At 42.0% G+C, this 13,319-nt stretch carries 13 protein-coding genes and 2 tRNA genes; 2 read left to right on the top strand and 13 right to left on the bottom strand.

Going from position 1 to position 13,319, the window contains the following annotated elements; genetic code table 11:
• Positions 1–67: 67 nt before the first annotated feature.
• The 10 genes from clpX to racE all read right to left on the bottom strand — a co-directional run bounded on the left by clpX (position 68) and on the right by racE (position 8,846).
• Positions 68–1,348 (bottom strand): ATP-dependent protease ATP-binding subunit ClpX, encoded by a 1,281-nt coding sequence (gene clpX, locus ABDZ72_RS09750; protein ID WP_343752629.1) that lies wholly within the window; start codon positions 1,346–1,348, stop codon positions 68–70.
• A 361-nt stretch (positions 1,349–1,709) separates the two neighbouring features.
• Positions 1,710–3,011 carry a trigger factor gene (gene tig, locus ABDZ72_RS09745; RefSeq protein ID WP_343752628.1) on the bottom strand — a complete coding sequence of 434 codons (1,302 nt, stop codon included), beginning with the start codon at positions 3,009–3,011 and terminating at the stop codon, positions 1,710–1,712.
• A 136-nt stretch (positions 3,012–3,147) separates the two neighbouring features.
• Positions 3,148–4,128, bottom strand: coding sequence for a DUF3196 family protein (locus ABDZ72_RS09740; protein WP_343752627.1), 981 nt, complete (start codon positions 4,126–4,128; stop codon positions 3,148–3,150).
• A gap of 214 nt (positions 4,129–4,342) precedes the next feature.
• Positions 4,343–4,416, bottom strand: a tRNA-Arg gene (locus tag ABDZ72_RS09735).
• Between the two features lie 11 nt (positions 4,417–4,427).
• Positions 4,428–4,501, bottom strand: a tRNA-Gly gene (locus ABDZ72_RS09730).
• A 125-nt stretch (positions 4,502–4,626) separates the two neighbouring features.
• Positions 4,627–5,139: a YfcE family phosphodiesterase gene (locus ABDZ72_RS09725; RefSeq protein ID WP_343752626.1), complete on the bottom strand. Its 513-nt coding sequence runs from the start codon at positions 5,137–5,139 to the stop codon at positions 4,627–4,629.
• Positions 5,114–5,749 carry an XTP/dITP diphosphatase gene (locus ABDZ72_RS09720; RefSeq protein ID WP_343752625.1) on the bottom strand — a complete coding sequence of 212 codons (636 nt, stop codon included), beginning with the start codon at positions 5,747–5,749 and terminating at the stop codon, positions 5,114–5,116. Before ABDZ72_RS09720 ends, ABDZ72_RS09725 begins: the two co-directional genes overlap by 26 nt.
• Positions 5,746–6,513, bottom strand: a complete 768-nt coding sequence (gene rph / locus ABDZ72_RS09715) for a ribonuclease PH (protein WP_343752624.1) — start codon at positions 6,511–6,513, stop codon at positions 5,746–5,748. Before rph ends, ABDZ72_RS09720 begins: the two co-directional genes overlap by 4 nt.
• 326 nt (positions 6,514–6,839) lie before the next feature.
• Positions 6,840–7,934, bottom strand: coding sequence for a GerMN domain-containing protein (locus tag ABDZ72_RS09710; RefSeq protein WP_343752623.1), 1,095 nt, complete (start codon positions 7,932–7,934; stop codon positions 6,840–6,842).
• Between the two features lie 99 nt (positions 7,935–8,033).
• Positions 8,034–8,846 carry a glutamate racemase gene (racE, locus tag ABDZ72_RS09705; protein WP_343752622.1) on the bottom strand — a complete coding sequence of 271 codons (813 nt, stop codon included), beginning with the start codon at positions 8,844–8,846 and terminating at the stop codon, positions 8,034–8,036.
• Positions 8,847–9,135: 289 nt separating this feature from the next.
• Between racE and ABDZ72_RS09700 the strand changes: the two genes are divergently transcribed.
• Positions 9,136–9,360: a helix-turn-helix domain-containing protein gene (locus ABDZ72_RS09700; protein WP_343752621.1), complete on the top strand. Its 225-nt coding sequence runs from the start codon at positions 9,136–9,138 to the stop codon at positions 9,358–9,360.
• Positions 9,361–9,594: 234 nt separating this feature from the next.
• On the opposite strand, the gene sdhB is transcribed toward ABDZ72_RS09700, so the two are convergent.
• From sdhB to ABDZ72_RS09685, 3 genes are read right to left on the bottom strand one after another with little or no spacing between them, the layout of a single operon-like run.
• Complete coding sequence (gene sdhB / locus ABDZ72_RS09695; protein WP_343752620.1) at positions 9,595–10,359, bottom strand: succinate dehydrogenase iron-sulfur subunit; 765 nt, start codon at positions 10,357–10,359, stop codon at positions 9,595–9,597.
• Between the two features lie 15 nt (positions 10,360–10,374).
• A complete protein-coding gene (sdhA, locus tag ABDZ72_RS09690; RefSeq protein ID WP_343752618.1) occupies positions 10,375–12,123 on the bottom strand; it encodes a succinate dehydrogenase flavoprotein subunit in 1,749 nt (582 codons plus the stop codon).
• Positions 12,124–12,150: 27 nt separating this feature from the next.
• A complete protein-coding gene (locus tag ABDZ72_RS09685; RefSeq protein WP_343752616.1) occupies positions 12,151–12,771 on the bottom strand; it encodes a succinate dehydrogenase cytochrome b558 subunit in 621 nt (206 codons plus the stop codon).
• 258 nt (positions 12,772–13,029) lie between these two features.
• Here ABDZ72_RS09685 and ABDZ72_RS09680 point away from each other — a divergent pair, with 258 nt between their 5' ends.
• Positions 13,030–13,266 (top strand): DUF2507 domain-containing protein, encoded by a 237-nt coding sequence (locus tag ABDZ72_RS09680; RefSeq protein WP_343752614.1) that lies wholly within the window; start codon positions 13,030–13,032, stop codon positions 13,264–13,266.
• The last annotated feature ends 53 nt before the right edge of the window (positions 13,267–13,319 follow it).

Here is a 13,319-nt window from a genome sequence, read left to right as displayed (position 1 = left end):
TACGTTCACGGTAAATAAGGAGTCAAATGTAATGTCAGTCCCGGAACACTTATTTCAATCTAATTCGTTAAGCACTTTCTTTGGGTATTTTTTCATTTTCATCCTGAACAGTGCCGTCCTGGAACACCAGTTTCGGCTTTCCATTTTCATTTTCGACTGTCTCATTGGTAATAATGCACTTATCAATGTCCTCGCGGGAAGGAAGATCAAACATGACATCTAACATGGTACTTTCAATAATGGACCGCAGACCGCGCGCTCCGGTTTTTCGTTCAATGGCTTCATGAGCAATTGCCCGAAGTGCTCCTTCCTCAAATTCGAGTTCGACCTCATCAATGTCAAACAGTTTTTCATACTGTTTCACCAATGCGTTTTTCGGTCGAGTTAAGATATCAACAAGTGCATCCTCATCCAGCGGTGTCAAACTGCCAATGACCGGGATCCTTCCAATGAATTCAGGAATCAGCCCATAGCGAAGAAGATCTTCGGGAAGCACTTTTTCAAGCAAGTCGCTTTCATCCAAATCCTCTTGTTTGTCCTCGGAACCAAATCCAATAACTTTTTTGCCCAACCGGCGCTTCACAATCTGATCGATACCATCGAATGCGCCGCCGACAATAAACAATACGTTTGTTGTATCAATTTGAATGAATTCCTGGTGCGGATGTTTGCGTCCTCCCTGTGGAGGCACACTCGCAACAGTTCCCTCAAGGATTTTCAATAATGCCTGTTGTACACCTTCACCTGACACATCGCGAGTGATTGACGTATTTTCTGACTTACGGGCAACTTTATCGATTTCATCAATGTAAATAATACCCTTTTCCGCTTTTTCCACATCATAATCAGCGGCTTGAATCAGTTTCAACAAAATGTTTTCCACATCTTCGCCGACATAACCGGCTTCGGTCAATGACGTTGCATCCGCCATGGTAAATGGAACATTCAGTATTCTGGCCAGTGTTTGAGCAAGAAGCGTTTTACCGGATCCTGTTGGTCCAAGCATGGCAATGTTACTTTTAGCCAATTCAACATCGTCGGAATTTTTCTTCGGTGCATTTATGCGTTTATAATGATTATAAACGGCTACTGAAAGATTCTTCTTGGCTGTATCTTGGCCAATGACATAATCATTCAACGTTTCATTGATTTCTTTCGGTTTCGGAAGTTCTGTGAATTCTGTTTCCTCTTCCGTACCAAGCTCTTCTTCCACGATTTCTGTACAAAGTTCGATACATTCATCACATATATATACGCCCGGCCCGGCAACCAATTTGCGGACTTGATCCTGACTTTTGCCGCAAAATGAGCATTTCAGCTGTCCCTTTTCCTCACTAAATTTAAACATGATATTCACTCCTAAAAGGTCAAATCTGCTTGCCAGTAGTTCCCCTACACTTTTCAACTTAACGTCATCATATCAAATCAAATCGAGAAAACAAAACAATAACTCTTGTTATCCATTTGATTTATTGTGGCTGCTTTTAACGCAACAGCTTCTTAACGTTATGTATCATGTAATAGCAGACAGATGTTTCTTCAATCAGTTTATGACAGTTGAACTGGATACATAACTTAAAATTAATGATGGGCACAGGGTGTGGTATTAAAGTAAAGGATGGGATAATGCAAAACAAGGTGCTAATTTGGCACCTTGTTTGACGTTCGTTTCTTCATGGTTAAAACCATTCCCGTTGACAATGGTTCGGTTATGCAGATTCGGATTCAACAGCTGTGCTGTGTTCCTCCAGAAATTCAATGGACTTACGCGTTTTCAGCTCTTCTTTCAAGGCATCGGTGTTCCCGCCGAGCATTTGTTTCAGTTGATCGACATCCACACCATACATGGACGCCATATTGCTGAGTTCATGATCCACATCTTCATCTGTCACTTCCAGATTCTCAGCATAATAAATGGCCTCCAGCGTCAAGTTCGTTTTAACGCGTTTTTCTGCATCCTGCCGCATTTGATCCTTTAGCGCATCCTTGTCCTGACCGGAGAATTGATAATACATATCCAAGGTCATTCCCTGCATTTGCAGTTGCTGTTCGAATTCTTGCAGCATACGATCAAGTTCACTCTCTACCATGGCATCCGGAATCGTAACCTCTGCATTTTCCGATGCTTTTTCAATCAATGTTTCCCGCTTTTGATTTTCCGCATCCTGTTCCTGTTGCTTTTGCAATTCATCTTTTTTCTTTTCTTTTAATTCCTGAAGGGTTTCGACTTCTTCATCAGCGTCTTTGGCAAATTCATCGTCCCATTCAGGCATTTCTTTTGTTTTAATATCATGAATTGTCACTTCAAAAACAGCCTGTTGTCCGGATAAATGCTCTGCATGATAATCTTCAGGGAACGTGATTTCAATTTCAGCTTCTTCTCCTGCTGACATGCCGATCAATTTTTCTTCAAAACCCGGGATAAACTGGCCGGATCCAATTTCAAGCGAATGATCTTCCGCTTTACCGCCTTCAAATGCTTCTCCGTTAATAAATCCTTCAAAGTCCAATACAATGGTGTCGCCTTCTTCGACTGTACCACTTTCTTTTACAACCAATTCCGCATGCTGTTCGCGCAGATTTTCAAGTTCTTGGTCAACATCTTCATTCGTTACCTCAACGGACTGCTCTTCCACTTCCAAACCTTTGTAATCACCAAGGTCAACCTCAGGCTTAACATTGACGGTTGCTTTAAAAATGAGATCTTTTCCTTTCTCAATCTCCTCAATGTCAACGTCCGGCTGTTCAATCGGCTCTATCCCTGTTTCCTGGACAGCCTTGGAATAAGCATCCGGCAGCACGATATCAACAGCATCCTGATACAGTGACTCCACACCGAAACGGTTTTCAAAGATTTTACGCGGAACTTTCCCTTTGCGGAATCCTGGAATCTGAACATCCTTTACAACTTTTTTAAAAGCTTGGTCCAAAGCACGATCAAATTCTTCAGCATCAACTTGTATTGTCAGAATCCCTTGGTTGCCCTCTTGTTTTTCCCATTGTGCAGACATAAAACACCCTCCAAAATCTATAATTCGTTTTGAAATTTCTACAATAATTTATACATATAAAGATCAAATTTGCAACCAACTCATTATAACATATATACTGTGCCTTTCAAGCATTTCGGGCACTCCCGTCTTATGGTTATGCATCCATTATGGTTGCGTATAATGCCTTGCACATGTTGATGTCTTCCATATAAGTTGTTATTAACTGATTACCTTCTGTTGTCTTTCGCATATGTATATTCAAACAATCCTCACCGATATTAATCAATGCCTGGGCTATGTGTTCAACATGCGCAACCCCCGGAATGATCGGATACCTCACATAAAAGTAGTGATACATAAGTTCATCGATTAATGTGTGCAACGATGGGTTTTCCTGTTCCAGATCACCAATGATAAGACGGGTCTGTTTGAGCACCGGATGCGAATCAAGCGGTGTCAGCTCTGATGGATTCACCTCCATTTGCACCCCTAACTTATGGATCATCATTTTATCATTTATTTCCTGTTCCTCATACCATATCAATAGCGCCGTTTTAACCACTGGATGAACCTGGTCGTCACGTAATAGCGAAAGCAGATCCTGGGTTGGATTGGTTTTTATAGTACGCATGTATTCAATCAACCTGTACTGTTTCCGGTGATCCTGTTCATTTACAGATCTTAACAATTCATCGATGTATTCGGATGACTTTTCCACTCGTAATTGTTTTTGTAGATTCCGACTCATATCATAAAGCTGCGTGAATGGGTCTTCCATCTCTTTTGGAATCGTATGTGAGGCGAGTTCCTTTTCAATTTGTTCCATCAACAGTTGATACTGACTGGTATGAAATAAAACCGTTAAATACATATGTACATATTGATAATAATGCTCGTCGGGAGCGAGAAGCAACTCTTCACAAAAATCCTGGGCTTCATGATACCGATTCAGTTCCATAAGGCATATGAGCCGGCCTATCATAATTTCATGATCGCGTACACCGTAATCAAGCAATTGATTCAGTTTTACAAGTGCTTCGTCGAATCGCGTTTCTTTTAATGCTTGAAGACTTTCTTCCTCTAGCGTTGCCCGCCACTTTGGAAAGAGAATGACGTTTTCGGAATTCTCGGCCATTTGCTCACTCCTTTTAAACACATTAATGAGCTATCATACCCCCACCGCAGGCATCAACATGAAGGCGAGGATAAAAACTACATTTTATAGTTGAACGTCAGTTTACTTATCATAATTCCCGGGACAAGGGGAATATAACCCGTTTTTCCCTTCCGTTTTACATTTAATAAGAAAAAAGAAACCTATTTACTGTCAAACAGGTTTCTCAACTGAGTGTCCCAGGCAGGATTCGAACCTGCGACCTACAGCTTAGAAGGCTGTTGCTCTATCCTACTGAGCTACTGGGACATAGGTATGTATGGAGCGGGTGATGGGAATCGAACCCACGACATCAGCTTGGAAGGCTGAGGTTTTACCACTAAACTACACCCGCATTTTTCTATGTTAATAGACGGACAAAAATAATTATATCTACTTTATCATCATTTGTCAACCTTTAGATATTTTTCTAAGGGATCAGGAAATCGGCTGTGATTCCGATTTCCCTGCCTACTCATTTTACGATAAAGATATTTGCCGTGACAATTTCTCTATGTGATTACCATCAACAGTGAAAAAGTTGACACAAATGGCATCTAACGTATCCCATGTCATAATGGCATATGTTTTTTCAGTGCGACCGCGCGGCAGAAGGACACTGCCGGGGTTAATCAATAATTGTTGACCCAATTTTTCGGCCCCTGCTGTGTGAGTATGCCCAAAGCATACGACGTTAGCTCCCACCTCTTCTGCCCGGTATGCAATCACCATCGGATTGGTTTTAACTTGATGCAAATGACCGTGCGCAATAAAAAAATTGAGACTGTTGACAGTGCTTGTTTGTTCTTCAGGGAATCTTGTATCCATATCACAATTGCCTGCCACTTTAATAAATCCGTCCAATTCCGGAGCATCCATATCTAATTCGGAATCACCGCAGTGAATCATCAATTCCGGTGAATGACGCTCTTTAATCGCGTTAAGCTCTTTCGTCGAACCATGACTGTCACTTATAATCAGTACTTCCGGCATACGCCCCCCCCATTTGTTTCCAATTTTTCAACCATTCACCCAACTGAATGATCGCATCTTTTCGGTGACTGATTCCATTTTTTTCATCCGACGAAAGCTGGGCCATAGTTCTGTCGTAACCGCTTGGCACAAAAATAGGGTCGTAACCAAATCCATTCGCACCTGCTTGTAAAAAAGCAATAACTCCTTCGCAAGTGCCTCGCTTAAATATGGTCTCTTCGCCTGGAATAGCCACCGCTAATACACAGACAAACCGTGCTGTTCGTTCCGATGCTTCCAACCCTTCCAATTCCTGTAATACCTTTTCTACGTTCGCCTGATCATCTTTCGGTTCACCAGCATAGCGTGCCGAAAAAACACCGGGTCTGCCGTGCAATGCATCAATCTCGATCCCGGAGTCATCCGCCAAAACCGGCCGTTGCATCATGTTTGCTATGTGTTCAACTTTTATAGCCGCATTTTCTTCAAAGGTAATCCCTGTTTCGTCGATATCATCCACGTCTCTATCCAAATCAAGTAGTGATATCGCGCCTATTTGATAGTCAGCTAAAAACGTCTTAAATTCATTGGCTTTGCCGGCATTTTTCGTAGCAATAATCATTTCTTTCATGGTGTGTCTTCCTTTGTTTTTTTCGTCTCACCGATGCTACCGGCAGCCTGACCAAGAGCATCTTTTTGTATATCATTAATTCGTTTCAGCCCGTCAGAAGCGAGTCCAAGCATAGCCTGCAGCTGATTGGTGGTAAATGTTGCTTCTTCCCCTGTTCCCTGTATTTCAACGAATTCACCTTCACCTGTCATAACAATATTCATATCAACATAGGCCTCAGAGTCTTCGCCATAGTTTAAATCAAGTAGTTCGGTGCCATTTGAGGAAATACCAACCGAAATCGCTGCCAAAAAATCGGTGACAGGCATCTTTTTTATCTTTCCTGCTTTTATTAATTGATCAAATGCCAGCACGACGGCTACAAATGCCCCTGTTATGGAAGCCGTTCGTGTCCCGCCATCCGCCTGAAGAACGTCACAGTCGACCCAAACGGTCCGTTCTCCGATTCGGTTCAAATCAACCACAGAGCGCAGTGCTCGCCCGATTAACCGCTGTATTTCCATTGTTCGGCCGCCCACTTTACCTTTGGAGGACTCGCGTATATTCCGTTTTTCTGTCGCCCGTGGAAGCATTGCATACTCAGCTGCTATCCAGCCTTTTCCCTGTCCCCGCATAAATGGCGGAACACGATCTTCAATACTGGCATTGCATATCACCTTTGTATCCCCAAATTCAATCAGTACCGAACCCTCAGGGTATTTTATGTAATCCAATGTCATTAAAATGGACCGTAATTCGTTCGTTTTTCGATTGTCCTTTCGCAATGACTTTAAACCTCCTTATGATAAGGTGAGCATTATTTAATGAAGGGGCTTCCTCCCACTTAGTGAAATAAATTAAGAAATAAAGGGCTGTTCACCCCCTTATCATCATGCACAGTCGGGAAGGTATGACAGCCCACAATACATCCAAGCTCATCTTAACATATTTTAACCAGTGACACATGTTTTATCATCTGACACAAAAAAGACTGTATGGAACAGTCTCGTACGAGAATACAGCAGTTCTGGCAGCATTCACCATTTAACATAATACCGATATTTTAGTAAAACAAACGTGTTCTCATATTTAAATCAATTTGTTCTTTTATCTAAAGCTTCTCTGTTTCCATGAATTTCTGCTTTGTCACCGGTTCGTTGTATGGTTTTCCATTCTCATTAAAAAGTGTTTCAATATTTTCCACTTTCACTTCTACAGCTTCCACTGCTTCGTCCTGTGTTAATGTCCGGACAACTGATTCCATCACTTTGTCGGAAATAACAGGTTTATTTCCATCCTGTTTTTTACTGTCTTGAAGCACATCCTGGCTGAACATCACTTCCAGAACACCATCTCGCAGGCTAGGATTGTTCGCCAGCTTAGTCTGGCTATTGAAGACATGCTGTAGATTGGTTTTGAAATCGGGGCCATCCAATAAAGCGTTAATCATCGAACCATAAATATTTTGATCGCTTACATCTACGTATTGCGTAACCGGAACAAAGTACTGGTTATCGCCCTGGACAGAAGGATAATACAAAGTAACCGGTTCACTCTTCATCAAATCCACACTGTCCGGCTGTAAAAGGTTAATACCATCTGTCCGCGAAACACCTTTTCCAATTGGTGTGCCATTGACAGGCATCGTATCCTGAGGTTGTCCATCAATTTGCAGCTTCATGCCGTCCACCTGTTTAAATTGTGTCAACGTGTGTGTCATCGCCTGCAATATTTTTAATTCATTTTCTTTCTGATAATTTGTAAACTCGTCAGACACATTGACAACCATTTGCCCATTATCCGTTGGGTTCAAACCAAGTATTTCTGTCCCGACAGGCAGCACCGCCTGGAACCCATTCGGCAAAAGCGACGTGACCGGACCATCCTTAACAAGATACTCCAATGCCTGGGAAGCCACCTCTTTTGATTCCGGTTGTGGCAATTCCAATGTTTGTGGTGCTATCATGCCATCCGCATCCATTAAATACAATTGTCTTTCCACTGTATCGGAGGATATATCTGCTTTTTCTTCACCCTCGTCACTATTTTGTTCACCGGTAGAATCGTTATGGTGGACCGCTTCAGCATCTTTCGGCGGATCAATTTCTTCTTCATTATTCAGGGATTGTCCGCCCTGAAAACACCCGGTTAACATAACAGCAAGCGTTATTGCCAGGCTAATAATCAATAGACTGCGCTTTCGCATGATTTTCCCTCCTACGATGGTTTGTACTATTATATATACGAGCGCAGCAAAGATTTAGACCAACCTTTCTAAAAAAATTGCAATCTGATTCGATTTCAATTAGAGAATAGCTTTTTCAATGGTTACCGAGTGAAAATGATCAATAAATTCTTTGAAAATCTCTTCTGTAATCGTCGCAAATACCTCCATCTGACCCGTCGAGTAAAATTGATGAAATGGGGTGTTATGGCCTTTATATAAGAGATTGCGAAATTCCAGAATAGTACTTGCCTCTCGGGCAGTCTCCTCACTTGATGATATAATGGCAACGTCTCTTCCCATAACGTGCTGAATCGTATGTTTGATAAGAGGATAGTGGGTGCATCCGAGAATCAACGTGTCCAATTCCTCCTGCTGTGTCAATGAATAAAGCGAGCGTGTAACCATTGCTTCCGCTTGCTCACCATTGAGCATTCCCTGCTCGACCATAGGAACAAATGATGGACAAGCAAGGGATTGAACTTGGAGGCCGGCATGAATGTCGTTCAATGCTTTTGTATAAGCATTACTCCTGATGGTTCCTTCTGTCCCAATAACACCTATATGATTCGTTTTTGTCTCGTTGATCGCTGCACGTGCCCCCGGCTTAATAACGCCGATCACCGGAATAGACATATTCGACTTCAGTTCATTTAATGTAAAAGCCGTAGCTGTATTACACGCAACGATAAGCATTTTTATATCTTTTTTCATTAAAAAGTCAACCATTTCCCAGGTGAATGTTCTCACTTCATCATTGACCCTTGGTCCATACGGGCATCGTGCGGTATCCCCCAAGTAAATCAATTGTTCCTTTGGAAGCTGCCGCATCAGTTCATAAGCCACTGTAAGACCGCCAACACCAGAATCAATAACCCCAATTGCTTTGTTCAAATCTATCGCCTCTTCCCCGCTGTTTGTTCTTGATCTTTGTCGCATCATCATTTTTATGGACGCTCGACCCATTTTTTCTGTACAGTAACACTTTATCATAATTTAATAACTATTGGTTTGTAGAGGTATACATAAATTTCAGATCCTAAACACGTAATTGGTGGCATTGTTATATTATTAATAATGATCGAAAAATGTGCTCACCGTTTACATGTGATGTCATAAACTATAGTGACTAAATAATTCACCCTTCATATGCAGCTCTTTGATAGCAAGGAGGGGTTATCATTTGAAGGACAGCAACTACAAACCAAAGCAACTGCTCACAAAACGTGAAAAAGAAGTATTTGATCTTCTAGTACAAGATAAAACAACAAAAGAAATTGCCCAGGAACTGTTTATATCTGAAAAAACTGTTCGAAACCATATTTCCAACTCAATGCAGAAGTTAGGTGTTAAGGGGCGCTCACAAGCTGTAGTGGAATTGCTTCGCATGGGGGAGTTACAACTCTAGGTGAGGTACAGCTTCCAAATAGTGTGGGAGTCTTCCCACACTATTTATTTACGTTTAATAGTAAAGAAGATTGTTTTTTGCCTGTTCCGATAATGGCACAGGTTTTCCGAAATCCGCATCCAGATTCACCATTAGTCCCCCACCCGTCAAGCATAATTTATTATCACCATTGACACCCAAAATAAGAAAGACCCTTACCATGGGGCAAGGGCCTTTCTTTCATAGATTGCTAGTTTAATGCGCATGATCACTACCAAAGAAATTCTTAAATGATTGAATGTTAGTTGCACGATTCATAGCAGCAATAGATGTCGTCAACGGGATACCCTTAGGACAAACTTGTACGCAGTTTTGTGCATTACCGCAGCCGGAGATTCCTCCATCTTCCATGAGTCCTTCCAATCGTTCACTCTTATTCATTTCACCTGTGGGATGAGCATTAAACAGACGGGCCTGTGACAAAGCGGCCGGTCCAATAAAGTCTGACTTGTCATTGACGTTTGGACAAGCTTCCAGACAAACACCGCATGACATGCATTTTGACAATTCATATGCCCATTGCCGTTTTTTCTCTGGCATCCGTGGTCCTTCACCAAGATCATACGTTCCATCAATCGGAATCCAGGCCTTAATTTGCTTCAACGAATCAAACATTTGCTCACGGTCAACGAATAAGTCCCGGACAACCGGGAATGTATTCATTGGCTTAAGTCGAACGGGTTGCTCAAGTTCATCAATAAGCGCCGCACAAGATTGCCGCGCTGTTCCATTGATGACCATGGAACAGGCTCCGCAAACTTCCTCCAAACAGTTCATATCCCACTGGACGGGTGAGGTCTTTTCTCCATTTGCATTGACAGGGTTTTGACGTATTTCCATCAATCCGGAAATAACGTTCATATTTCTTTTATACGGAATGTTAAATGTCTCTTGATAAGGAGAAGATTCCGGACTGTCCTGACGGGTGATAATAAATGTAACAGTGCTTTGTTCAGCCATCATCACTTACTCCCTTCACTTGTTTTTGCTGTAATCACGTTTGCGTGGCTGAATGTGAGAAACATCCACATCGTCATACGTAATATGCGGTTCATTCGATTTATCCAGTTGAGCAATGGTTGTTTTTAAGAAATTCTCGTCATCACGTTCCGGAAATTCGGGCTTGTAATGAGCACCGCGCGTTTCATTTCGATTAAGGGCGCCATTCGTTATAACCCGTGCCAGATGAAGCATACTTTCCAACTGACGTGTGAACATGACACCTTGATTATTCCACCGGGACGTGTCATTGATATTAATATTATTCCATCGCTCCATCAATTCTTTAATTTTTTCATCTGTTTGTTTCAACTTATCGTTGTGACGTACAACGGTTACGTTATCAGTCATCCATTCGCCTAATTCTTTATGAATTTGATAGGCGTTTTCGTCTCCATCCATTTTCATCAGGTTTTCAAAACGTTCCTGCTCTTCTTTCTCGCGGTCATCAAATAATTTGGACGGCATGTCATCCACATGTTTGTCCAATCCTTCAATATAATTGATAGCACTTGGTCCGGCAACGGATCCACCATAAATCGATGAAAGCAGTGAATTGGCCCCAAGGCGGTTTGCACCGTGTTGTGTATAGTCGCATTCGCCGGCAGCAAAGATTCCCGGGATGCTTGTCATCTGATCATAATCAACCCAGATGCCACCCATTGAATAGTGAACAGCAGGGAAAATCTTCATTGGTACTTTGCGTGGATCATCACCAACGAACTTTTCATAAATTTCCATAATGCCGCCCAGTTTAACGTTAAGTTCTTTTGGATCTTTATGGGACAAATCAAGATAAACCTGGTTTTTTCCATCGATACCGAGTTTTTGATTAACACAAACATCAAAAATTTCGCGTGTTGCCACATCACGCGGCACCAAATTTCCGTATGCCGGATATTTTTCTTCAAGAAAATACCATGGTTCACCATCTTTATAAGTCCAAACACGACCGCCTTCGCCACGCGCGGACTCACTCATCAAGCGTAGTTTGTCATCGCCCGGTATTGCTGTGGGATGAATTTGAATAAATTCGCCATTCGCATACTTAGCACCTTGATTATAGAGAATACTTGATGCTGAGCCGGTGTTAATCATCGAATTGGTTGATTTTCCAAAAATAATTCCCGGTCCGCCGGTAGCCAGGATAACAGCATCGGCCGGGAAAGATTTAATATCATGGGACCGAATATCCTGAGCGACAATCCCGCGTCCAACCTGATCCTCATCGGTAATAGCACCAATAAATTCCCAATTCTCATATTTATTAACAAGACCCTCGACTTCATGGCGACGAACTTGCTCATCCAGTGCATACAGCATTTGTTGGCCTGTTGTGGAGCCAGCATATGCTGTACGGTGATGCTGTGTCCCGCCAAAACGTCGGAAATCGAGCAGTCCTTCCGGTGTCCGGTTGAACATGACTCCCATCCGGTCCAATAGATGAATAATCTTTGGCGCAGCCTCACACATAGCCTTTACCGGTGGCTGGTTGGCAAGAAAATCTCCGCCATAAATCGTGTCGTCAAAATGAATCCATGGTGAGTCTCCTTCGCCCTTAGTATCGACCGCACCATTAATACCACCTTGAGCGCAAACAGAGTGAGAACGTTTTACCGGTACAATGGAAAACAGGTCAACTTCCACGCCTGCTTCTGCAGCCTTTATTGTTGCCATCAAACCGGCTAACCCGCCGCCGACAACAATGATTTTTCGATTACTCATATGAAATGCTCACTCCTTATTGTTATATTAAACTCCGTAAGCAAATTGTATTAGTGCCCGTACACCGATATAGCTAAGGGCCAAGAAAACAATCAGTGTGGCGTATGTAGCAACTTTTTGCGACTTCGGTGACTGTGTAATGCCCCATGTTACCATGAAGCTCCAAAGTCCATTCGCAAAGTGGAACGTTGTTGAAATAACACCGACAATATAAAACCAGAACATAAATGTGTTGGATAGAATATCTTCCATCAGATTATAATTCAGGTCCTCCGTTCCTAAGCCGATCTGCACACGTGTTTCCCAAATATGCCATGCAATAAATACGAAGGTGATGATACCGGTTATCCGTTGAAGTACAAACATCCAATTACGGAAATAACCATAACGTTTTGTGTTACTTTTAGTCACAAAGACAATGTAAACCCCGAGAATGGCATGAAATAAAATCGGCAAAAAGATAACAATTATTTCCAATGCCAACCTAAACGGCAAATCGTGCATAAATGATGCCGCTTTGTTAAAGCTTTCTTCACCATAAACAGCAAAATGGTTCACAACCAAATGCTGAATGAGAAAGATTCCAATTGGAATAACTCCCAACAAAGAATGGAGCCTGCGGTAAAAAAACTCGCGGTGCTCGACCATGCGTTACCCCCCTCAAAAATGATATGTTAATTGGATACGGTACACCCTTTCGACAAAGCCTTCTATTAGTCATTGCCCAAAAAATGTATCATTTATGACATATTTATTGTACTTCTATCTATGAGACCCGTCAAGAAAACGATGTGATAAATATATCCTTCCGAGAAAAAAGCAGTTGCACGCACGTTGATTTCCATTGATAATAATGATGAAAACATACGACAAAGATTCATGCTCACTTTGGAAAGGATGACACCCATGTCAAAAAATCATGAAACTCCACTGCCGATTACAACGCTCGAGGAATTTCATACAGTTGGGGCTGGTTATGATATCGTCCGCTATATCGGACTGCCCGATGTATTCGGTCATCAAGCAAATACATTGCTCTACTTTATGGGAAAAAACATAGCTAGAAAATTCGTATTTCAGTCTGTTTCCGATATCGTCTATGCCTTTGATAAATTAGGATGGGGATATTTAGAAGTCCGGTGAAAAAGTCAAATTGTACTAGGAATTTCATTGCTTTATGTCGAATATAGTCTATA

Source organism: Lentibacillus halophilus (genome assembly GCF_039522485.1).
Classification (GTDB): domain Bacteria; phylum Bacillota; class Bacilli; order Bacillales; family Amphibacillaceae; genus Lentibacillus; species Lentibacillus halophilus.
The sequence above is the reverse complement of the archived record's forward strand: the minus strand, read 5'-3'. Positions and strand labels throughout refer to the sequence as shown.

Bases quoted from the DNA above. Each gene is read 5' to 3' on its own strand.
- clpX (WP_343752629.1), bottom strand. From the start codon at position 1,348: ATGTTTAAATTTAGTGAGGAAAAGGGACAGCTGAAATGCTCATTTTGC.
- tig (WP_343752628.1), bottom strand. From the start codon at position 3,011: ATGTCTGCACAATGGGAAAAACAAGAGGGCAACCAAGGGATTCTGACA.
- ABDZ72_RS09740 (WP_343752627.1), bottom strand. From the start codon at position 4,128: ATGGCCGAGAATTCCGAAAACGTCATTCTCTTTCCAAAGTGGCGGGCA.
- ABDZ72_RS09725 (WP_343752626.1), bottom strand. From the start codon at position 5,139: ATGCCGGAAGTACTGATTATAAGTGACAGTCATGGTTCGACGAAAGAG.
- ABDZ72_RS09720 (WP_343752625.1), bottom strand. From the start codon at position 5,749: ATGAAAGAAATGATTATTGCTACGAAAAATGCCGGCAAAGCCAATGAA.
- ABDZ72_RS09710 (WP_343752623.1), bottom strand. From the start codon at position 7,934: ATGCGAAAGCGCAGTCTATTGATTATTAGCCTGGCAATAACGCTTGCT.
- sdhB (WP_343752620.1), bottom strand. From the start codon at position 10,359: ATGGCTGAACAAAGCACTGTTACATTTATTATCACCCGTCAGGACAGT.
- sdhA (WP_343752618.1), bottom strand. From the start codon at position 12,123: ATGAGTAATCGAAAAATCATTGTTGTCGGCGGCGGGTTAGCCGGTTTG.
- ABDZ72_RS09685 (WP_343752616.1), bottom strand. From the start codon at position 12,771: ATGGTCGAGCACCGCGAGTTTTTTTACCGCAGGCTCCATTCTTTGTTG.
- ABDZ72_RS09680 (WP_343752614.1), top strand. From the start codon at position 13,030: ATGTCAAAAAATCATGAAACTCCACTGCCGATTACAACGCTCGAGGAA.